The 20,474-nt window shown below is 46.6% G+C and carries 21 protein-coding genes and 1 other annotated feature; of the genes, 15 read left to right on the forward strand and 6 right to left on the reverse strand.

Translation table 11 applies throughout. From position 1 onward, the window contains the following. Window positions 1–33: 33 nt before the first annotated feature. Window positions 34–2,880: an exosporium glycoprotein BclB-related protein gene (locus tag FHS17_RS18395; protein ID WP_167279881.1), complete on the reverse strand. Its 2,847-nt coding sequence runs from the start codon at window positions 2,878–2,880 to the stop codon at window positions 34–36. Between the two features lie 227 nt (window positions 2,881–3,107). On the opposite strand from FHS17_RS18395, the gene FHS17_RS18400 reads away from it, so the two are divergent. Beyond that, the gene (locus FHS17_RS18400; protein ID WP_167279882.1) at window positions 3,108–4,208 is read left to right on the forward strand and encodes a tetratricopeptide repeat-containing glycosyltransferase family 2 protein; all 1,101 of its coding nucleotides are present in this window, start codon (window positions 3,108–3,110) and stop codon (window positions 4,206–4,208) included. Between the two features lie 22 nt (window positions 4,209–4,230). On the opposite strand, the gene FHS17_RS18405 is transcribed toward FHS17_RS18400, so the two are convergent. Further along, the gene (locus tag FHS17_RS18405) at window positions 4,231–5,016 is read right to left on the reverse strand and encodes an AraC family transcriptional regulator (protein ID WP_167279883.1); all 786 of its coding nucleotides are present in this window, start codon (window positions 5,014–5,016) and stop codon (window positions 4,231–4,233) included. A 151-nt stretch (window positions 5,017–5,167) separates the two neighbouring features. On the opposite strand from FHS17_RS18405, the gene FHS17_RS18410 reads away from it, so the two are divergent. The 4 genes from FHS17_RS18410 (at window position 5,168) to FHS17_RS18425 (ending at window position 8,873) form a co-directional block, all read left to right on the forward strand. Next, complete coding sequence (locus FHS17_RS18410; RefSeq protein WP_167279884.1) at window positions 5,168–5,911, forward strand: phytanoyl-CoA dioxygenase family protein; 744 nt, start codon at window positions 5,168–5,170, stop codon at window positions 5,909–5,911. A gap of 98 nt (window positions 5,912–6,009) precedes the next feature. After that, complete coding sequence (locus FHS17_RS18415; protein ID WP_167279885.1) at window positions 6,010–6,441, forward strand: MarR family winged helix-turn-helix transcriptional regulator; 432 nt, start codon at window positions 6,010–6,012, stop codon at window positions 6,439–6,441. Between the two features lie 16 nt (window positions 6,442–6,457). Further along, window positions 6,458–8,287 carry an ABC transporter ATP-binding protein gene (locus FHS17_RS18420; RefSeq protein WP_243865423.1) on the forward strand — a complete coding sequence of 610 codons (1,830 nt, stop codon included), beginning with the start codon at window positions 6,458–6,460 and terminating at the stop codon, window positions 8,285–8,287. Between the two features lie 19 nt (window positions 8,288–8,306). Further along, on the forward strand, window positions 8,307–8,873 hold the full coding sequence (locus FHS17_RS18425; RefSeq protein ID WP_167279886.1) for a DUF1697 domain-containing protein: 567 nt from the start codon (window positions 8,307–8,309) through the stop codon (window positions 8,871–8,873). 323 nt (window positions 8,874–9,196) lie between these two features. Here FHS17_RS18425 and FHS17_RS18430 read toward each other — a convergent pair whose 3' ends face one another. Next, window positions 9,197–10,096 carry an SDR family oxidoreductase gene (locus FHS17_RS18430; RefSeq protein WP_167279887.1) on the reverse strand — a complete coding sequence of 300 codons (900 nt, stop codon included), beginning with the start codon at window positions 10,094–10,096 and terminating at the stop codon, window positions 9,197–9,199. Window positions 10,097–10,239: 143 nt separating this feature from the next. Between FHS17_RS18430 and FHS17_RS30310 the strand changes: the two genes are divergently transcribed. After that, window positions 10,240–10,563 carry a hypothetical protein gene (locus FHS17_RS30310; RefSeq protein WP_208420448.1) on the forward strand — a complete coding sequence of 108 codons (324 nt, stop codon included), beginning with the start codon at window positions 10,240–10,242 and terminating at the stop codon, window positions 10,561–10,563. 48 nt (window positions 10,564–10,611) lie between these two features. Here FHS17_RS30310 and cidR read toward each other — a convergent pair whose 3' ends face one another. After that, window positions 10,612–11,502 (reverse strand): cidABC operon transcriptional activator CidR, encoded by an 891-nt coding sequence (gene cidR / locus FHS17_RS18440; protein ID WP_167279888.1) that lies wholly within the window; start codon window positions 11,500–11,502, stop codon window positions 10,612–10,614. Between the two features lie 109 nt (window positions 11,503–11,611). Here cidR and FHS17_RS18445 point away from each other — a divergent pair, with 109 nt between their 5' ends. Genes FHS17_RS18445 through FHS17_RS18455 form a run of 3 tightly spaced genes read left to right on the forward strand, consistent with a single transcriptional unit; the run spans window position 11,612 to window position 13,586 of the window. Beyond that, the gene (locus FHS17_RS18445) at window positions 11,612–11,983 is read left to right on the forward strand and encodes a CidA/LrgA family protein (protein WP_167279889.1); all 372 of its coding nucleotides are present in this window, start codon (window positions 11,612–11,614) and stop codon (window positions 11,981–11,983) included. Beyond that, window positions 11,980–12,654, forward strand: a complete 675-nt coding sequence (locus tag FHS17_RS18450) for an LrgB family protein (RefSeq protein WP_167279890.1) — start codon at window positions 11,980–11,982, stop codon at window positions 12,652–12,654. Before FHS17_RS18445 ends, FHS17_RS18450 begins: the two co-directional genes overlap by 4 nt. 35 nt (window positions 12,655–12,689) lie before the next feature. Continuing rightward, window positions 12,690–13,586 carry an EamA family transporter gene (locus tag FHS17_RS18455; protein ID WP_167279891.1) on the forward strand — a complete coding sequence of 299 codons (897 nt, stop codon included), beginning with the start codon at window positions 12,690–12,692 and terminating at the stop codon, window positions 13,584–13,586. A gap of 35 nt (window positions 13,587–13,621) precedes the next feature. Here FHS17_RS18455 and FHS17_RS18460 read toward each other — a convergent pair whose 3' ends face one another. Then, a complete protein-coding gene (locus FHS17_RS18460; RefSeq protein WP_167279892.1) occupies window positions 13,622–14,317 on the reverse strand; it encodes a helix-turn-helix domain-containing protein in 696 nt (231 codons plus the stop codon). A gap of 134 nt (window positions 14,318–14,451) precedes the next feature. Here FHS17_RS18460 and FHS17_RS18465 point away from each other — a divergent pair, with 134 nt between their 5' ends. From FHS17_RS18465 to FHS17_RS18480, 4 genes are all read left to right on the forward strand, one after another. Continuing rightward, window positions 14,452–15,348 (forward strand): alpha/beta fold hydrolase, encoded by an 897-nt coding sequence (locus FHS17_RS18465; protein ID WP_167279893.1) that lies wholly within the window; start codon window positions 14,452–14,454, stop codon window positions 15,346–15,348. Window positions 15,349–15,551: 203 nt separating this feature from the next. After that, window positions 15,552–15,808 (forward strand) — a binding site (T-box leader). Window positions 15,809–15,855: 47 nt separating this feature from the next. Then, window positions 15,856–16,857 (forward strand): tryptophan--tRNA ligase, encoded by a 1,002-nt coding sequence (locus FHS17_RS18470; protein ID WP_167279894.1) that lies wholly within the window; start codon window positions 15,856–15,858, stop codon window positions 16,855–16,857. Window positions 16,858–17,007: 150 nt separating this feature from the next. Next, entirely contained in the window at window positions 17,008–17,562 is a 555-nt protein-coding gene (locus FHS17_RS18475; RefSeq protein WP_167279895.1) for a sigma-70 family RNA polymerase sigma factor, read from the forward strand. After that, complete coding sequence (locus FHS17_RS18480; protein ID WP_243865424.1) at window positions 17,559–18,668, forward strand: DUF4179 domain-containing protein; 1,110 nt, start codon at window positions 17,559–17,561, stop codon at window positions 18,666–18,668. Before FHS17_RS18475 ends, FHS17_RS18480 begins: the two co-directional genes overlap by 4 nt. Window positions 18,669–18,723: 55 nt before the next feature. Here FHS17_RS18480 and FHS17_RS18485 read toward each other — a convergent pair whose 3' ends face one another. Next, window positions 18,724–19,335 carry a pyridoxamine 5'-phosphate oxidase family protein gene (locus FHS17_RS18485; protein WP_243865448.1) on the reverse strand — a complete coding sequence of 204 codons (612 nt, stop codon included), beginning with the start codon at window positions 19,333–19,335 and terminating at the stop codon, window positions 18,724–18,726. 356 nt (window positions 19,336–19,691) lie between these two features. Between FHS17_RS18485 and FHS17_RS18490 the strand changes: the two genes are divergently transcribed. Continuing rightward, the gene (locus FHS17_RS18490; protein WP_167279897.1) at window positions 19,692–20,132 is read left to right on the forward strand and encodes a HEAT repeat domain-containing protein; all 441 of its coding nucleotides are present in this window, start codon (window positions 19,692–19,694) and stop codon (window positions 20,130–20,132) included. A gap of 47 nt (window positions 20,133–20,179) precedes the next feature. Next, on the forward strand, window positions 20,180–20,470 hold the full coding sequence (locus FHS17_RS18495; RefSeq protein WP_167280076.1) for a hypothetical protein: 291 nt from the start codon (window positions 20,180–20,182) through the stop codon (window positions 20,468–20,470). Window positions 20,471–20,474 lie beyond the last annotated feature (4 nt).

The raw sequence follows: 20,474 nt of genomic DNA on the forward strand, positions 1-20,474 counted from the left end.
TGTTATAGAAATTGGAATATATAAGTTTAGAGATTATACGATCGTTATTCCAGCACTTGCATAACCGGCTACTGTTGTTGCAACGTCAATACCTGCTGTAATACTAGCTGAGAAGACCAGAAGCAAGCGGGTGCCAGCCGTTACAGGAATAGATAATCCGGTTGTAAGCCCTGAAGAAATGGAGCCTAGGCTCAGGATGCCGCTTAAAGGAGGAGCCAAAGTAACAAGGGCACCTGGAACAGCTGTAAAGGTGTTATTTGGTACTGTCGATTGGAAGAGCTGAGCAGTTAGCGTTATTGTCGAGCCAACAAGTGATAATCCTGCTGTTATGCTGAAGTAAGCGGCTATTGATGTTATTGTTCCAGCTCTTGGCGCTGAGAAGGACATATTGAGCAGTGTCCCTGCAGCTCCCGTTAAATCAATCGTTCCTCCAGCGACGGTTACGCCGGCAGCATTATTTCCGAATCCGATTAAAGTGGAAGTGTTAAGCAATCCGCCAAGAACGGTTGTTAGTACAGCAGGTGTCCCTGAAGCAAATGGAATGATAGCGCCAGATCCGGCAGCACCTGTAGCTCCCGTGAGACCAGCAACGCCAGTGGCCCCGGTTGCACCAGCAACACCAGTAGCTCCAGTGACACCCGTCGCCCCAGTAACGCCGGTCACGCCAGTGACACCCGTCGCTCCGGTAACGCCGGTAGCGCCAGTATCGCCCGTATCGCCCGTCGCTCCAGTAACTCCGGTAGCGCCAGTCGCTCCAGTATCGCCCGTTGCCCCGGTAACTCCAGTCGCTCCAGTATCGCCGGTAGTGCCAGTGTCGCCCGTCGCCCCAGTAACTCCAGTCGCGCCAGTGTCGCCCGTCGCACCGGTAACTCCAGTCGCGCCAGTGTCACCTGTCGCACCGGTAACTCCAGTCGCACCAGTGTCGCCTGTCGGACCAGTAACGCCAGTAGCTCCGGTCGCGCCAATGTCACCCGTCGCGCCGGTAGCTCCGGTCGCGCCAGTGTCACCCGTCGCCCCAGTAGCTCCGGTCGCGCCAATGTCACCCGTCGCGCCGGTAGCTCCGGTCGCGCCAGTGTCACCCGTCGCCCCGGTAACTCCCGTCGGGCCAGTGTCGCCTGTCGCCCCAGTAACTCCAGTCGCGCCAGTGCCGCCTGTTGCACCAGTAGCTCCGGTCGCACCAGTGTCACCCGTCGCCCCGGTAGCTCCGGTCGCACCAGTGTCACCCGTCGCGGCGGTAGCTCCGGTCGCGCCAGTGTCGCCCGTTGCTCCAGTAGCTCCGGTCGCGCCAGTGTCGCCGGTCGCACCAGTAGCTCCTGTCGCGCCAGTGTCACCCGTCGCACCGGTAGCTCCGGTCGCGCCAGTGTCGCCCGTCGCACCAGTAGCTCCGGTCGCACCAGTGTCACCCGTCGCCCCGGTAGCTCCGGTCGCACCAGTGTCACCCGTCGCGGCGGTAGCTCCGGTCGCGCCAGTGTCGCCCGTTGCTCCAGTAGCTCCGGTCGCGCCAGTGTCACCCGTCGCGCCAGTGTCGCCAGTAGCCCCGGTGTCGCCAGTAGCTCCGGTAGCCCCGGTGTCGCCCGTCGCACCGGTAGTGCCGGTGTCGCCAGTAGCTCCGGTAGCCCCGGTGTCGCCAGTAGCACCGGTAGTGCCCGTAGCTCCCGTCGCCCCAGTAACTCCAGTCGCACCAATGTCGCCTGTTGCTCCCGTCGCCCCAGTCAAGCCGGTCGCACCTGTACCTCCAGTAGCGCCAGTTGCTCCAGTCACACCTGTCGCCCCAGTATCTCCAATGCCCGTCGCCCCAGTTACGCCCGTCGCGCCAGTAGCCCCAGTGTCGCCCGTAGCTCCGGTTGCTCCAGTCGTGCCAGTAGCGCCAGCTCCCGTGGCTCCAGTCAAGCCAGTAGCGCCAGTGCCACCCGTCGGCCCAGTAGCTCCGGTAGCGCCCGTCGCACCAGTAGCTCCGGTAGCGCCCGTCGCACCAGTAGCTCCGGTAGCGCCCGTCGCACCAGTAGCTCCGGTAGCGCCCGTCGCGCCAGTATCACCAGCGCCCGTTGCACCTGTTGGTCCAGTCGCCCCTCCGGCGAGTTCTAAATAATCGGGTGATGACCCAGGGATTCCTGAAGGTCCTGCTACAAGCGCTAAGTAGGTGCTTCTGTCAAAGGCGACAACTTGGCCTTGCGGATATAGCGGAGAGTTAACCGGATTAAAAACAGTAATGCCAAGCAAACCTACACCCGTCGCCCCGGTTGCCCCCGTAGGACCTGTTGCACCAACGGCTCCATCAGCTCCATCAGCTCCATCAGCCCCATCAGCCCCCGCAGGTCCTTGCGCACCAACAGGTCCCGCAGGTCCAGCAGCGCCGGCCGGACCTGCAGGACCTGTAGATCCAGTTGCTCCCGAGGCTCCTGCTGGTCCAACCGGTCCAGCAGGTCCGACGGGACCCTGAGGTCCTGGAGGTCCAGTGGGACCTGTACCTCCCTCCGTGCTAAGCGTAGGTATAACAATTGCAAGCTGACGAGCGATTGTACGAATTTGACCAATGAGGGCATCTTTTTCTGGCGGCGCTATAGCAAACAGCAGACCATATGCTCCAAGTATATTTACCAAGTCTTGAATAAGCATAACAGTGCCTAGCGGGGAGAAAGGCGTCACCTCAACGAGTGTAATCAGATTCTCGAACAGGCCAAGCAATGTTGCTTCTTCCGTCACAGTAAAGTCAATTTCCAATACCAGCGCCCGTAGCTCAGTCAATATGGTATTGAGCTGGGAAACCCGACTTGATGTAGGGTTTGCAAGTACATTTGGTAGCAGGTTTGACAGGTCAGTGAGCAGATTTCGTAAAGCACTTAATTGTAGAGCGGTAATCGGTATTGAACCATTTGCCATCCTCATTCACTCCTCAAATTAACAATGCTGCGGGATAGGCCGATAGATCGTGGCAGCGGTGAGCAGCCTCCTTTCCTTTCATCTCATCGCTTACCTGAATAATGGAATAATGAAAAATATGTTCCATAAATTAGTAATATTCTTTATCTATGAAGTAAAAAGAGGGCAAGTCCATCGAAAGGCGTCGATTGCTGGCGGAATAACTCTAAAGGAGGAGTGTGGGGGCTATGGTTAGCATTAGTCTTTGTCTCATTGTGAGGAATGAAGAGGATGTTCTCGCTCGCTGCCTGGATTCGGTAAAAGGAATTGCGGATGAAATCATCGTAATAGATACGGGATCAACAGATGAGACCAGATCGATTGCTTCTTCTTATACCGATAACGTATATGACTTTGAATGGATAGATGATTTTGCTGCAGCGCGTAACTTTGCGTTTAGTAAAGCGACTTCCGAATATATTTTGTGGCTGGATGCGGACGATATTTTTCTGGAGCTGGATCAGATCAAGCTGCTGGAGCTGAAAGCAACTCTTTCCTCTGAGGTAGATACCGTATCGATGTTCTATTATTTGTCGCAGGACGAGAACGGAATGATCACGAGCAGGCTTCGCCGCAATCGATTAGTTCGAAGAGACCGTCAGTTCCGTTGGCTAGGTGCTGTTCATGAGTATTTAGAGGTGTATGGGGTCTCGCTTGTATCAGATATCGCCGTTACACATGCCAGCACACGACATGATAGTGACCGAAATCTGCGTATTTATGAGCAGCGGCTGGCCAAGGGGGAAGAATTCAGCCCAAGGGATTTGTATTATTATGCAAATGAGTTGAAGGATCACAGTCACAATGAGAAAGCTATCCAATACTATAATCTTTTCCTTAGTACAAAAAAAGGCTGGGTAGAGGATAATATTGCGGCATGCGGGAAGCTGTCGGATTGTTACGCTGCTGTGGGAAATCAGGAGTCTGCAATGGAATCTGCGCTTCGCTCCTTCCAATATGGCAGTCCACGTTCCGAAAATTGCTGCCGAATTGGCTATTATCATCTTCAATCTGGCGCTTACGAAACGGCGGCGTACTGGTATAATACGGCCCTGCATACTCCCAAACAGGATGAGGCATGGTCCCTGCAAAATACATCCTGTTCCACCTGGCTACCTCACCTGCAGCTTTGTGTTTGTTACGATAAGCTTGGCCAATGGCTGAAAGCTTATGAACATAACGAGATTGCCCGGGCTTATCGCCCGAACCATCCATCCGTTCTACATAATAAAGCGTATTTGGAAGGGGTACTCACACCTTTGCAAACGCTAGAGAAAGCGATCCTTTAACGCCGGGACTCCCGGTGTTTTTTTATGCTTTCCGCAGGCCACTCCAGGATAATTGGCGAATCTCAGACGCGGTTCGACCTGTTGCTTCTTTAAGCTGTCTTGCAAAATGATGGGAAGTCTTAAATCCACAGCGCGAAGCGATTTCGGTAATCGTAAGACCAGTATTGTTCAGCAATTCGACTGCTTTGTTAACGCGGTAGCTCCACAAGTATTGAAATGGTGTGGTCAACTCATATTGCTTAAATAGCCGGACCAAATGCTCTGGCGAAACATTCGCGGAAGCAGCTATATCTTTTAAAGCTACGTCTTCGGCATAATGCTCCTGAATCCAGGACAATGCAGAGTAAATGGCAGGATGCTTCTCCCTCTGCTGCAAGACCCGCTTTGATTCAATTGGGTACAGATGTAAGGCCGCGAGACCAAGCTGGAGTAAGAGAGGATCACTTGCGGATGTATCCCGCTGTAAGCGAAGAATGAGATCCGTTAGTCGGTTCATGTCTTCGGTTAGCGGCAGGCATTCGGGTAATAATTGGAGTGCTTTCCGTTCCTCCTCATCAAACTCGGGTACATGTACGGCAATCCAGCGATGCCAGGTATCTTCGGTTTTGGAGAAAACAAACTGTTCTTCATGACCGGGCAAAAGAATCACGACATGACCAGGCTGGGCATGAATTTCCCGGCCGTCAATGGATACGGACATTTCTCCGGTGTAGAGCATAACGAGCTGGATATCCGGCTGGATGCGTGGACCAAACTTTCCGCCAGGCGGATATACAACGGAGCCTGCTACTGTTGATGTCACGATCATGGAATCACCTCTTGTCTATATTCTACTGAAACGTAAAGTCGAATATCAATCACAGATACAAAAAGGCAAATGGCAGCCATTGTTCCAACCTAAGGAGGAGGAGTACGATAAAGCTATCGCTCGAGCAATAAATGATAAAGGAGAATGAACAGTGAATATAACGTATACAGCTCCTCTTACTCCCCTTTCGGAAGAACAAATTGAATTTTTTAAGGAAAATGGTTATCTGTTATGGAAGAAAGGTATGTCCAGCGATCTGATTGATGCCTTTAACGGACACATCTATGATATAAGAAATGAATCTCCAATGCCGGAATGGGCGGCATGTGAGGAGAGTAAGAAATATTCCCTGCGACTCTTTAATCCGCATAAGCATGACAGCATGTCCAGACAGCTGATGAAGCATGCGATTGTACGCGGGGCACTGGCGCAATTGATGGGGAAAGAAGCGGTTTGCGTGCAAAGCATGTATTTCTACAAGGAACCAGGTTCCCCCGGACAGGCCGCTCATCAGGATTACTACTATATTAAAAATGATCCCATGACGATGATCGCCGCGTGGACCGCCATGGAGGATGTCGTTGATATCGAGAATGGCTGCTTATGGGTAATGCCGGGCACGCATAAGCTCGGTCTCCTGCCGCATGGAGCTGTGAAAAATATCGAAGAGCATGAGCATTGGACCGAGGAGACAGAGGGCGTGGATACAACGAAGCAAATACCGGTCATCATGGAGAAGGGTGATATCCTCCTGTTCAGCGAGCTGCTCATTCATTCTTCGAATAAGAATAGAAGCACAGACAGATGGCGCCGATCCTATGTTTGCCACTACATTCGAGAGGATTCACATGTCCTCCATCGGGAAGATCTCCGTCAGAAATATCCACTATATTAGGAAGCACGGAAGGGAGCTGGAAAGCTCTCTTCTTTTTATGTATAATTAGTTCACAACCGTAACTGTTTACAAACATAACTAATAAGGTGGAGTGGCTGTTGGATTCAAATGCGAAAGAGATGGATATATACCAATCGTTTTTTAAAATAGCACGTCAATTAAAAAAGCTGGCTTTTCAAAGTGCTGCTGATTTAGGCTTAACGGTTCACCAGATCAACATTCTGGAGTCCGTTCGTTTGAATCCGGGTCAGAAGCAAAAGGATTTAACGGAGAAGCTTGTTTTTGCGAAAAGCAGGGTCAGCGTTTATATCGACCAGCTTGTGGAGAAGAGGCTTGTCCTTCGTGAGCCTTCCGAGCAGGATCGGAGAGAGATTCAGCTGTTTATTACGCCTGCCGGAGAAGAGTTATGTCAGGTATATAAACAGGAAGCAGCGTCGTATAAGGCGCTGAGCGCTGCGCTTGCACATTTGCAGAAGGAAGACGTTGACCGGCTTTCTGAACTGCATCAGCAAATTTTGGAACATTTATGAACGGAGGGGTCCAGCAATGTCCAAAATGTATGGAGGACCTGGAGGAATGGGGTTTAACAAGCTGAAGTTCGATGATGGGGCTAAACCCAACATTACAAAAGCTATGCTTGCCCGTATCGCCAGTTATTTTATCCCTTATTGGAAACAGACGATTATTGTGCTGCTAATCCTGCTTGTTTCCTCGGGGCTTGGCCTCTTGCCTCCGATCTTTATTCAGCATATTGTGGATGATGCCTTGCCTAATAAAGATATGGGGCTGCTTGTGGAGCTGGTGCTTATTTCACTTGCTGCTACCGTAGCTTCAGGCTTAATTGGTGTGCTGCAGAGCTATCTGAATTCCTATATCTCGCAAAATATTGTCTATGATATGAAAAATCAGATGTACCGGCATTTGCAGCAAATGCCGCTGCAGTTCTACTCCAATGTGAAGCAAGGCGAGGTCATTACGAGAATGACGAGTGATATCGCCGGGATTCAGGGGGTATTCAGCAGTACGGTAGTCAATTTTTCCAGCAATTTATTTATATTGGCGACAACGCTTGGTACCTTGTTCTTCATGAACTGGAAGCTTGCTATTCTGGGCATGCTTGTTGTTCCGCTCTTTATTATGCCAACTCGGAAAATGGGTCGTGTCCGCTGGAATATTGCCAAGCAGACCCAGGAGAAAATGTCTGATCAGAACCATATCATCCAGGAAACGCTTAGCATTAGCGGATACCTGCTGATGAAGCTGTTCACGAAGGAACAGAAGGAATTTGACGGCTTTACAACAGTTAACGCCGAATCGACTCGCCTGCAAATTAGAGAATCGATGGCTGGCCGCTGGTTTATGATGGTGCTGTCTACTTTTACAACTATAGGGCCTATGTTGATCTACTTATATGGGGGTTATCTTTTTATACAAGGCGAGATTACGATAGGGGCTATCATCAGCTTTGTCGCGCTTCTTGGCCGAATTTACGGTCCAGTGGGTCAGCTAACGAACTTGTATGTCGATATTAACCGGTCGGTTGCATTATTTGAACGGATTTTTGATTATTTCGATATGGAGCCGGTTATTGTGAACAAGCCTAAAGCTCTGCCGGTTAATATTTCAAGACAAGACATTGTGTTTGAGGATGTAGGCTTTGCCTATCATAGAGATAAACCAGCACTGCAGCATATCTCCTTCACCGCTGTGGCTGGTACGATGACAGCCCTTGTTGGGCCAAGTGGAGCGGGGAAAACAACGATTACGAATCTGCTGCCGCGGCTGTATGAACGTTCTTCAGGGAGTATTCGGATCGGCAGTACGGATATATACGATATGACGCTGGAGTCGCTTCGATCGCAGATTGGACTAGTGACGCAGGATAGCTATCTTTTTAACGGGACCATTAGAGAGAATCTGATGTATGCCAATGATGGAGCATCGGAGGAAGAGATGGAGAATGCATGCAAGGCTGCCTATATTCATGACTTCATAATGGGTCTGCCTGATGGCTATGACACAGTAGTTGGTAATCGGGGGATGAAGCTGTCGGGCGGTGAGAAGCAGCGTATTTCCATAGCAAGGGTGCTTCTCAAAAATCCGGCGATTATCGTCATGGATGAAGCAACTTCTTCGCTTGATACGGTATCCGAGTATTATATTCAGAAGGCGATGAGTGTCCTGCTGCAGGATAAGACGAGTATCGTTATTGCACATCGGTTGTCCACCATAATGGCGGCGGATCATATTCTGGTCGTGCAGGATGGGACGATTGTAGAAGAAGGAAAACATGACGAGCTGCTCGAACTGGGTGGGGTATACAAAGATTTACATGCAAAGCAGTTTGAGCGGAAATCATTCACTGAAAGTCCATAACGATAAGATGAGGTGTTGTATGAGCGTACGGATTGCTTTATTGCGAGGGATAAATGTCGGTGGTAAAAATAAAATCAAGATGGCAGATCTGAGAGAAGCGCTGATTTCTATAGGCTTGTCTGATGTTCAGACCTATATCCAGAGCGGGAATATCTTGTTCACCTCTGATGAGGATGAGGCAGCACTTCGGCAGCGTATCGAGCAGCAAATTGACAAAGTGTTTGGCTTGTCGATCAGAGTAATTATGAGGACGGCAGATGAGATGCGCGCGATTGCTTCCAGCTGCCCCTTCACGGAGAAGCAAATTGCAGATGCGGCAGCAAGTGCGCAAGGTGAATATTTGTATGTGTCGATGATGCATGAGGAACCAACCCTCGAGCAGATTGAGAAGCTCCGCACTTTCGAGTCGGAAGAAGAGACATTTGGAAGCACTGGGCGGAATCTGTATCTTTTGTTTAATCAGAGCGTCCGTAATTCCAAGCTTGCAGTAAAAGCGGACAAGCTTGGCGGTCATACGACTGTCCGCAATTGGAATACCGTTAATAAGCTTGTCGCTTTGGCGGATGCGATGGAAAAAGGTGTTTAGTACGTGTAGCAGCTGGTGTAGTCTTTAATGTCTACGTTACGTTGGATTACGTACAATGAAAAATACCGTGTAGGCTGTATGGTGGCGGTATGTTGGATTCTATCCAGTAATATCGTCACTGCAGGATGGGAAGTGTTTATAAGGTGTTAATTTAAATGTACGGAATCCAACGTAGCGTACATATTTCGCGTTGAGGTAAAATTCTATTGTACAAAATCCAGTCTGGTGCTGAAGAAGAGCTAGACTTTGGTATAGCATGCATGATAAAAAAGCCTCCAATCCCAACACAAAATTTGGATTTGGAGGCTTTTGATGTTCTTCGCCTATGTCTCCGTCATTACTCCGCCGTTTACGTGGAGCACTTGGCCCGTAACATAGGAGGAGTCGTCGGAGGCGAGATAGATATAAGTTGGAGCCAGTTCGAACGGCTGGCCGGCACGTTTCATCGGCGTTTCAAGACCAAACGTTTTGACATATTCGGCAGAGTAGCTGGATACGATAAGCGGCGTCCAGATTGGACCGGGAGCTACCGCATTCACTCGTATGCCGCAGCTTACTAGCTGGAGCGACAAGGAGCGGGTGAAGGAGACAATTGCTCCTTTTGTGGAGGAATAATCCACAAGTAAGGGGGCACCTGCATAAGCGGTAACTGATGCCGTGCTGATAATGGAGCTTCCCGGTTTGAGATGGGGCAGGGCTGCTTTGGTTAAGTAGAAATGAGGAAAAATGTTCGTACGGTACGTGTCCTCTAGCTGTTCATTTGTAATATCCAGAATACAGGTTTGCGGGAATTGCACGCCTTGATTGAGCACCAATATGTCAAGACAGCCATAGCATTCCAAGGTCTGGCGAACAATTTCTGAGGAGAACTCCGGCTTCCTTAAATCACCTTCAATCAGCAAACAGCGGCCTCCGTATTTCTCAACCATTTGCTTTGTCGCAAGTGCGTCTTCTCTTTCGTAGAGATAGACAATCGCCACATCAGCGCCTTCTTTGGAAAAACCGATGGCAACCGCACGGCCAATTCCGCTGTCACCGCCTGTAATGATGGCCACTTTACCTTTCAGCTTACCGCTGCCCTTATATTCGGGGTTATCCGAAATAGGTGTAGGATTCATTAAATACTCAAGACCAGGCTGCTGATCTTGATGCTGGGGCGGGAAAGTAATGGGAACTTGCTTACATTTTGTCTCCTGACTGTAATAAGGATAAATCGGGATCATTTTGTTCCTCCAAACAAACCAAGTTACTACAGGATATTCACCTAATCCTTGGAAGGTGTTATGTTTGCCTATACATCCCATTGGGTATTCACATACGCTAACGCATGCATTAAATTACTTTTTTAACAAAGGAGTAATTTCAAATGACAAAATCGAATCGGGGATTTTTCCCTCAAGGTGGCGGATTCCCACCGCCTCGCCCGCCATGGGGCTGGCAGCCGCAGCCATGGGGTTGGCAACCACCTCGTCCACCATGGTGGGGCTGGGGGCCGCCACCGCGTCCGCCATGGGGAGGTCCATGGGGGCCTGGCGGTCCTGGAGGACCTGGACAATGGCCTGGCGGACCAGGAGGACCTGGTCAATGGCATGGTGGACCTGGAGGTCCAGGTGGTCCTGGTGGTCCTGGCGGAATGCCGGGCGGACCAGGCGGAATGCCGCCAGGACCAAGGAGTAACCGAAATAAATAAGTAATAGAGGTTGCCATGATAGGCAACCTCTATTTTTTTGTGCAACGATTACGGAACATACTTCAGCGTCTCTTTCGCGAAAGCAATCCATTCACGCGTGGCATACGACAGGTAGCTGTCCCGACGCCAGATCATGGCAAGATGCCACGGAATGATTGGTGAGATTAGCGGGATGACCCGCAGACGTTTCTGATCTAGTTCCTTACAGACCGCTTCAGGCAGGAGAGCAATGCCCAAATTCGCCGCCACCATTTCGCTGATAAAATCCCACTGCGTGCTTTTGTACACGACATCCGGCTGGAATCCAAGCTTCTCGCATTCCTCAATAATCCGGTCATGCAGCGTAAAGTCTTCATGGAACAGCAGGAAGGGCTCTTCCTTTAACGCAATGAGAGACACCTCGTCCCGATTCGCGAGCTTATGCGAGGGAGGGATAACAAGCATCAGATTTTGGCGTAAGAAACAAAACGATTCAAACTTTTCCTCATTAGTTGGCAGTAAAATAACCCCGATATCCAGTTCCCCTGAGCCTACATCGGCTTCAACTTTTTTGGCTCCATGCTCGAACAGCTGCATCGTAATTTTGGGGTATTTCTCCCGAAACTTTCCGATAATGCGAGGGAAGAAAGTAACGCCTACCATCGGAGGAAGGCCAATTCGGATATGGCCCGCCTTCAGCTCCATTAATTCGGACAGGCTGGAGTTCATATTGCTGAACGACTGGACCATTTGCTGAGCTTGCGTCAACAGAATAGAGCCGGCATCGGTTAACGCAATTCTTTTTCCGGTACGCTCGAACAAGACGACGCCAAGCTCCTCTTCGAGGTTTTTGATCATTTTGCTAATGGTCGGCTGAGTGATATAGAGGGATTGAGCTGCCTTCGTGAAGCTTTGCAGGCGGGCAACCTCAACAAAATATTGTAAATGTCGGATATCCAATCGTAAACTTCTCCTTATCCATAGATAAATGGAATGAAAAACATTCTGTAAATGTATTTTACCTATGATAATGGCTACTGTACACTTCCATTAAAGGGAGTTGGCTGTTATGCGTTTCTTATCGAAAATCATCATTCAAATCTTGTTCTTTATAGTATTCTCATGGATTATGAACCGGCTTGTCCTAGGGCTTCACATACCGGTCCCTGGCAGTATTCTAGGCATGATCTTATTGTTTGTAATGCTTCAAATGAAGATTATTCCCCGCAAATATATAGAATCCGGTTCGGATTGGCTTATTGCTACGATGCTGCTCTTTTTTATCCCGCCTGCCGTTGGAATAATAGGGTACCGTCAGCTCATCCTTAATGAAGGTGTCCAGATTGCTTTAGTTATTGGATTAGGGACAATTATCGTTATGTTGTGCAGTGGATTGGTTGCTCAGCAGGTTGCCAAGCGGAAGGAGGGCTCGCGGTTATGATAATTGCAGCAGTAAGCTTGCTTATTACGATCATTGTGTATGTAGCTGCAAAAAGGATTTATAAGCAAAAAAGTCATATGCTCTTATCACCAATTATACTTACGCCAGTCGTGCTGATCATCCTGCTGGTGGTCACGAGAACCAGTTATGATGATTATAATGCCGGTGCACATTGGCTGTCTGATATGTTAGGCCCCGCAACAATAGCTTTTGCTATTCCGCTGTCGAGACATTATGATCTGATAAAGAAACATGCAGCTCAGATTATTGTGAGTGTATTAGCGGGATCAGCGACGGCTGTCGCATCCTCCTTATGGCTTGCAAAAGGATTAGGCTTAAACGATAAAATAACATACAGCCTGATTCCTCATTCTGCAACCACACCTATTGCGATGAATGTGTCGCAATCGATCGGAGGGATTCCGACAATTACGGCTGTTGCGGTGATGATTACGGGTATTTTCGGCTCAATAATTGGTCCGCTTATGATACGTCTGTTCCGGATTAGAAATGCTGTTGCACAAGGTGTGCTGCTTGGTACAAGTGCACATGGAGCCGGTACATCCAAGGCATTTGAGCTGGGTAGCATTTCCGGTACCGTATCCAGTGTGTCCATGATTTTAGCCGCCGTTATAACGTTATTCTTGACGCCACTTGTGCTGGGGCATTAATGCTGCTATTGTTACATCCGAAAGGGAGAATTCATGTGCAAAAATTATCGAAACAACAGACCGTTTTCCTTATTATATTTCTGGTTTTGGTCTGGGGTATTAATTGGCCCTTATCCAAATATGCGTTAGATTACATGCCGCCTGTACTGTTCTCCGGAGTCAGAACTTTACTAGGTGGTGTGCTTCTCCTTGTTGCTGCGATTCCTAGATACCGCCGTTTACGGTTTAAGGAAACTTGGTTTATTTATGTGGTATCTGCTATCGTCAATGTTGTGCTGTATTATGGTCTGCAAACGATTGGTATTCAATATTTGCCTGCCGGATTGTTCTCGGCGCTCGTATTCTTGCAGCCGGTTCTTGTAGGTATTTTCTCTTGGTTATGGCTCGGTGAGCTTATGAACGGGTTGAAAGTGACGGGTCTTGTTCTGGGCTTTGCTGGTGTGGGGGTTATATCTAGTGGAGCAAGCGGCGCATCCGGCCATATCTCCATTGCAGGTGTTCTGCTCGCACTTGGATCTGCGCTATGCTGGGCGCTTGGCACCATCTATGTGAAGAAATCCAGTGCTAAGGTAGACAATATATGGTTAGTTACCCTTCAGTTAATGATCGGCGGTTTATTCATGACAGGACTTGGTACTGTGACGGAAAGCTGGTCGGATGTGGAATGGAGCGGCGGGTTTATCGCCAGCCTGTTATTTATTTCGATCTTTGTTATTGCACTTGGCTGGCTTGTCTTCTATAAGCTGATGGATTCCGGGGAAGCGAGCAAGGTAGCCTCGTATACGTTCCTGATCCCGCTTGTAGCGATCTTGATCGGAACGATATTCCTTCATGAACCGTTTACCTTTACCCTTCTGATCGGGCTTGTATTCGTACTTTGCAGTATCTACATGGTGAACCGGCCACGCCGCCTGCAACGTTCTTCTGTATAGAAAAATGAACAAATAAAACCGCCTGGGAGGCGGTTTTATTTGTTCATTTGGATAAATTGATGATCATGAATATCCAGCATTTCATAGGCTTTGCCGACCATATCCCGGTCCCTCTCGAAAAGATGGGTCGCTTTATCGTATATCCCGCTGAATTTCGCTACATGATTTAATTGCTCAACCATAAACTCTGAATTACATAGAACAATAACCTTCTTACTGTAAGCTGTAAGCTCTTGCTGGAACTGTACAGCTCTTTCTGCAACCTCTGGTGAGTAGACAACGGGCTGGCCATCAGAAGTGATCATGCCGCGATGATCAACCAACACATCGAGCTCATCTTTACCAAAAGCGGAACAGATCCCAAGGACGATGGAGGACATGTATTCAACATCCTGCTTGCCGGAAGCTAATCCATTGACCTGGAAGGAGAGTAGTTTCTTGTCTGGATCCAGCGTATATTGAACTCTATCTTTAAAAGGGATGATAAATTCTTTAGGTTGATAGGCTTGAGTAAGAGAGAAGCGTTCAGTTGAGAACAGATACGCTACTGTAATTTGGAGCGCAGCGGCTATTTTCTCAATGTTCAAGATACTGACATTTCGCTCACCGCGTTCAACTCCGCTTATGTAACTCCGATCCAATCCGGCGCGATAGGCGAGATGCTCTTGCGACATGCCGCTCCGGGCCCGTAACTCTTTAATTCGTAGTCCAAACTCGAGGCGAATATCCATAAACAGGACCTCCAGAATCTAGTAGTCTACTTTGAGATTATCTGCTATGTGACTTAAAGTCAACAGACGTATAGGAAGAATCGAGATATCATAAAGTGAAGCTCAAATGAAGTACATATTCGTAGGAGGATTCTATGCCACTTATCCAAGTGCGAGAGATCTCGATCAACTATCAGATCTATAATGCCAATTCTAAGATGGAAACCATTGTATGTATACATGATTTGGGGCATAACCAGGATGTATGGGAGCCAATCCTTCCTTATATCCAGCAGCATTATCGGGTTGTTGTGCTCGATCTGCGCGGACATGGCAACACAGAGAGAGGTACAGAGCAGCTTAGCTGGGATTTATTTATACAAGATTTGTTCCAGTACATTATCAATGTAGAGCTTGGTCCTGTTCATCTGATGGGCCATGGCTTCGGCGCCACATTGGCGGTAAAATTCAGCCTCCAGCATGCAGATCTGGTGAAAAGTCTTATTTTGCTTGCGGTTCCTGCCTTTTTGCCAAGGGAAACGGTCGACTCCGTCATCCAAAGCCGCAAGCAGTTGACGAGCAATGGGAATATGCTTACACTTGCGGAAAGTATGGTGCAGGGGATTTCCAAGCTGCCACCTGACAGCTCATTATTTAAGAAGATGATAATGGCTTATATGTCAGTCCAGCCGGAGACGTATTTTGCAGCTCTTGAATTGTACGCAGGAGCCGGGACGAATGAGGATTTTGCCTCACTCTCTCATCCTACACTAGCCTTGGTTGGTGCCGATGATTCCATCTATTTATCGTCTACTGCTTTATCATCGCAGCTTCTGATGCATTCGTCAGTAATCGTTGTTCCAGAAGCAACAAATATGTTGTTTATCGATCAGCCTCAGTTCGTATCAGATAAGGTCTATGATTTTATCGAGAATCCTTCCGAGGTACTGACGGATTACGCATCCTTTGAATGTCATGTCGCGAAGTATGTAATGCAATACTTTAACGATGCCTTCGAAAAGGTATTAACGAAAAAGGCGGTACAGGTATAACACCTGTATCGCCTTTTTTAATAGAACAGTCCGAGAAGCAAAAATGCTTTTGGGACTGATTAATTTATTCCTATCATTTTTGCTAACCTTAACGATGTGCGACATCGTAAAGCTGCACCAGCATAATAGCCTTAAACAAGATAAGGAATTATTTGACAAAACGGCGCATTCTGTTGTAAAAATATACTAATACAATTTTATAACAAATTGCGATGATGAAGAGAGTAAGCATAACGAATACTCCAGAGAGCTGATGGATGGTGCGAATCAGTGTAGGGATTATACCGAAGTGGGCTTCTGAGCATCCAAACCGAAAGTTAAGTTGAGTAGGCTTTGGCGAAAGTCTCGTCGTTACAAGAGACACGTATTCAAACCTTGAGTAGGTTTCGATACGTTAAAGTGAGTCCGGATCTACATTCGGGCTAATTAAGGTGGTATCACGGGGTTTCTCGTCCTTTTCAGGACGGGAGCCCCTTTTTTATTTATATCGAGGAGGGATAGGATAACATGAGCGACAAGATCGTATTAACCGGAATTAAGCCAACGGGGCAAGTCCATGTAGGAAACTACATTGCCGCAATCAAGCCAGCTTTGCAGATTGCCCAGAATAGCCATTGCACCGCTTTATATTTTGTGGCGGACTATCATGGACTTACGTTCATTCAGAACCGGGAATCATTTAATGAACTTTCATACGGGATTGCCGCGACATGGCTGGCATTAGGTCTGAATCCGGAGAAAGTCATTTTTTATAGACAATCGGATGTACCGGAAATCTTTGAGCTTAGCTGGATCCTGTCCTGCCTTGCACCAAAGGGACTGATGAATCGTGCTCATGCCTATAAAGCTGTCGTTGATAAGAACGAACAACTGGGACTCGATATGGACGCTGGCGTTAATATGGGGTTGTTTACGTATCCGATTTTGATGGCGGCGGATATTTTACTGTTCCAAACCGATGAAGTGCCGGTCGGCAAGGATCAGATCCAGCATGTAGAGATCGCGCGAGATCTTGCAGAAGCTTTTAACAGAAATTATGGAGAAACTCTTAAATTACCTAGCTATATCGTGGATGATCAAACAGCGGTTATTCCTGGATTGGACGGCCGGAAAATGAGCAAAAGCTACAACAATACGATCCCATTGTTCGAATCAGCTGCGAATTTGAAAAAATTGATCAGCAGAATCAAAACAGACTCCACCGCTCCTCATGAGCCTAAAGATCCTGATTCGTCGAATATTTTCTTATTGTACAAAGAGTTTGCATCAGCGGCTCAAGTAGAAGAGTTAAGAGACAATTTCCATAGTGGTATCAGTTGGGGAGACGCTAAGCAAGAATTATACCAAGTCATGAACGCGTACTTGGAGCAGCCGCGGGAAAAGTACCATAAACTTATGGCTTCTCGAGATGAGATTGACGAGATACTAAGTGCAGGAGCCAAGAAGGCAAGGGCGATGGCTCAGCCATTGCTGGAGCAGGTTAAACACAAGATTGGGCGGTATAGGTGAAATATATGTTAAAATATAGCTTCTAAAATAGAAAGTGCCTCCTATCCAAGAGGCACTTTTTTATCTGCTAAATTAACTTGAGATGAGAGAAACTGCTATTTCCTTCGTTATATAGAGTGTGTTGGTTTTATAAATAAAGGAGGACCGTAATTGAGATCGAATGAGGATAACTTTATCCAACGGCTGCAGCGTAAAAAAGAAGATGCATTAGAGTTCATCATTGATAAATACTTACCGCTTATAAAAGGGGTAACTTATAAGGTGCTTTCCCCTTTGGATAACGATGGCATGATAGAGGAATGTATCAACGATATTTTTCTTTCTGTATGGAATAATTCGAGTAAATTTGATGGAGACTCCACTGATTTTAAAAAATGGATTTGTGCGGTTGCTAAGTTTAAGGCTATCGATTACTACAGACGGGCCAGTAAAAAAGTGGAGTTTACCTCAACTGATGTGGAGCGCCAGCATGGGATGTCGGCAGAAGATGAACTTATTATGAGTGAAAATAAAAAGGAACTCATCCAACTCATTAATTTGTTAGAGCCAGTTGATCGGAATATCTTTGTTATGAAATTTTTTCTGGGTTTAAAGACGGACGATATATCCAGCAAACTTGGTCTGACCAGAGCCTCGATAGACAATCGAATCTATAGAGGGAAGAAGAAACTTTATAACAAGGTTAATCCTGGAGGTCAAATATGATGAAGGATATCTATGAATTAATAAATGACATGGACATAGATGAGAACGAATTTGAGGAAATGGAAGCAAGTGAATTAGAACGAACTAAAGTTAAAAGAGTAGTAATGTCCTCTATTCGCCCACGGAAAAGACGATGGTCAAGGAATGCTACGGCAGCTCTTATCTTAGCTGGTTTATCAACTGCCTTATTTGGGATGACGTTCCCCGCTTACGCTAACAGCATCCCTGTAATCGATAATATTTTCAGATTTTTGGATGTGGGAAGATCGGGGCTTTTTGATCACTATAAGGAGTATTCCAGCGCAATGAACATGGCAGAAGAAAATAACGGGATTAAAATCACTATAAATGATGCGGTATTTGACGGCGAAACCGCATTTTTAACTTATTCTTTAGAGAGTAATCAGGATTTAGGGGCTCATCCTATTGTGCACAGTTTATTTGATATGAAGGGTGCAGATGGTGTAGCGGGCAGCAACCAAATATCTAAAGTAGGAAATAACAAATATGTAGGCTTAATGACGGGAACCAGCTTTAGTCAGGATAAGGATCGAGAAACTGCAAATATCAAATGGAATATTGAGACTATATGGAAGCAAGACAGTAAGGAGGAAATAACAGGGGATTGGAATTTTTCGCTGAAACTAAAGGCAACCGAAAGCAGCACACAACGGATTGATCGCAGTATAGAGCACGACGGCGTTACGGTTCATCTTGATAAAATAACGGTCACACCAATATCTTTTATTATTTATTACGATCAAGTGGTTAACCAGAAAGTCAGAGCAAAGTGGGACGCCGTAGATATTGGAATAAAAGTGAAAGATGATTTAGGGAATCCTTATTCAGGTCAAGGTAATGGAGGTGCAGGGGACAAAGAGGGATATAATATGAGCTGGAGTAAAACATTTGAGAAATTAGACCCTAAGGCAACGAAGCTTATTATTACTCCTCAGCTTTCTTTCTATAATCATACCTCTGATAATCATGGTTCAGTGGAAATGACGAGAGAAGGATCGGATACAGAAAGCACGGTACAACAGAGAAAAGATAATGAACAAGAAGAGGTTATACTAGAAGATATCATTGTTGAATTAAAGAAGTGATAAAATAAACAAGCAATCAGACGAGCCGCTGGGCTGTATCAGATTGCTTGTTTTTTTAATACAACCGATTCTTATATCCATCATCAAGCCTTGCAGCAATGACTTCCGGAGTTGCTCCGTCAATCTTCGCATGCTCGGAAATGATCTTAGCTGGCGAAGGCAGCTGCTCTTTGTTTAACCATGTTTCGGGCTTCCAGAGCTGTGAGCGGAAGAAGGCTTTGGCGCAGTGCAAATAACATTCTTCAACCTCAACAATAATTCCGATTAGAGGAATTCGTTCCTTTACAGCCATCAGCTTCAGGAGCTCCATATCTTTCGTAATAGATGCACGGCCATTTATTCGGAGCGTTTCGCCGAGACCAGGGATCAAAAACTCCATACCAATATGAGGATTAGACAGAATATTGCGTAAGGTATCGATTCTTTTGTTACCTGGACGCTCTGGGATTACGAGATGCTTGTCATCCAGGACATGTACAAATCCGGGGGCATCACCTCTAGGTGAGACATCACATTTACCATGAGAATCAGACGTTGAAAGGAAAACAAAAGGTGATTTATTAATAAAGTCCCGACAGTTATGATCAATTGCAGGAATAACCTTATGCTCAACCAGCTCGCTTGGAAAACCAATAAGTGATCGAAGTTCAGCTTCCGTATGAATCATTTGGGTTCTATCTATTCCTATCAAAAGCAGCCACCCTTTCTTTACGTAAATAATATTAGATAATTTTACCATGTAGAGAGCGTGAGGATACAGTCAAACATTGCCAAAATATACGTTGCAAAGTTTATTCTGCCTGCTTGGATGGCGATAATGGAAAGAAAGACATTGCGAAGCAGCAAGAAGTTGTTAAATTTAAAAGTTTAATGACCAAATAGTCAAGTCTGATGATGAATTGTGTGTTACTATAAAGAACTGAAGGATAAATTACATGGGGTTGTCAACGGAGCAAGTTAAGGATAACGTTGTAATATCCGGTAATTATAAAAGTGAAATATTTAAAGAACGGATGGGATCATTTGAGTCAACGTGGATTTAACAATGAATTGCCTGAGAATTATGATGAATTAAAAGCAGCAGCTAATCGATCTAATTGGAGAGAACGTCTGGATGCAGTCGAAGAGCTGGGCCAGTCGAGCCATCCGAAAATCATCGATGTACTAACGCATAGATTGAATAACGATTCCGTGTACACCGTTCAAGAAGCTGCTTATCGTAAGCTTAAGGCATTTGGTGAGGATGTTCAGCTGCCAGCACAGAAAAAAGGCGATCCGATTAAAGGAACCGCAAAAATCCTGATTCGTATTAAGAAAAGCTTGCCAGAAGGTCATTCTTATGAAGAGTTTAAAGAAAAGCTAAGAAAAATGCGACTTGATGTGTATGATGCCTATGATGGTGTCAAGGGCGCAGACTTTGATAACTGGCTGGAATCGACTTGGGCATCTTTATCCAAAAGATAGGTTAGACAAAAACGAAAAGGAGTGTTTATTTGAGAAAACAAAAACCGATGTCGATGGAAGACCTGTTGAAGGATCTTCAAGGACAAAAAAACATGCAGGAAGACCCGAACAATATTTCATTAGACAAATTGTTTAATGGATCGTTTATGAGAAAGCATTCGAGTTTCGATAGTTTTGCGGAGTTTCTGGAAAAAGGTAACTTCCAAGCTTCGACGCAAGCTGAAATTAATAACATCCATGAGGAATTGTTTGATCGTCATGTAGCAAGAGAAACGAAATTTAACAGCTGGAAATCGATGCTGGATACAGCAAATTCGGAATACAAGCCTGTTAACTAAGCAG

Origin of the sequence: Paenibacillus lupini, from assembly GCF_011761355.1 — a bacterium.
Classification (GTDB): domain Bacteria; phylum Bacillota; class Bacilli; order Paenibacillales; family Paenibacillaceae; genus Pristimantibacillus; species Pristimantibacillus lupini.

Coding starts and splice junctions, on each gene's coding strand:
- FHS17_RS18420 (WP_243865423.1), top strand. CDS start 6,458: ATGTCCAAAATGTATGGAGGACCTGGAGGAATGGGGTTTAACAAGCTG.
- FHS17_RS18395 (WP_167279881.1), bottom strand. CDS start 2,880: ATGGCAAATGGTTCAATACCGATTACCGCTCTACAATTAAGTGCTTTA.
- FHS17_RS18465 (WP_167279893.1), top strand. CDS start 14,452: ATGCCACTTATCCAAGTGCGAGAGATCTCGATCAACTATCAGATCTAT.
- FHS17_RS18470 (WP_167279894.1), top strand. CDS start 15,856: ATGAGCGACAAGATCGTATTAACCGGAATTAAGCCAACGGGGCAAGTC.
- FHS17_RS18460 (WP_167279892.1), bottom strand. CDS start 14,317: ATGGATATTCGCCTCGAGTTTGGACTACGAATTAAAGAGTTACGGGCC.
- FHS17_RS18425 (WP_167279886.1), top strand. CDS start 8,307: ATGAGCGTACGGATTGCTTTATTGCGAGGGATAAATGTCGGTGGTAAA.
- FHS17_RS18445 (WP_167279889.1), top strand. CDS start 11,612: ATGCGTTTCTTATCGAAAATCATCATTCAAATCTTGTTCTTTATAGTA.
- FHS17_RS18450 (WP_167279890.1), top strand. CDS start 11,980: ATGATAATTGCAGCAGTAAGCTTGCTTATTACGATCATTGTGTATGTA.
- FHS17_RS18485 (WP_243865448.1), bottom strand. CDS start 19,335: ATGATTCATACGGAAGCTGAACTTCGATCACTTATTGGTTTTCCAAGC.
- FHS17_RS18480 (WP_243865424.1), top strand. CDS start 17,559: ATGATGAAGGATATCTATGAATTAATAAATGACATGGACATAGATGAG.
- FHS17_RS18430 (WP_167279887.1), bottom strand. CDS start 10,096: ATGATCCCGATTTATCCTTATTACAGTCAGGAGACAAAATGTAAGCAA.
- FHS17_RS18495 (WP_167280076.1), top strand. CDS start 20,180: ATGTCGATGGAAGACCTGTTGAAGGATCTTCAAGGACAAAAAAACATG.
- FHS17_RS18400 (WP_167279882.1), top strand. CDS start 3,108: ATGGTTAGCATTAGTCTTTGTCTCATTGTGAGGAATGAAGAGGATGTT.
- FHS17_RS30310 (WP_208420448.1), top strand. CDS start 10,240: ATGACAAAATCGAATCGGGGATTTTTCCCTCAAGGTGGCGGATTCCCA.
- FHS17_RS18405 (WP_167279883.1), bottom strand. CDS start 5,016: ATGATCGTGACATCAACAGTAGCAGGCTCCGTTGTATATCCGCCTGGC.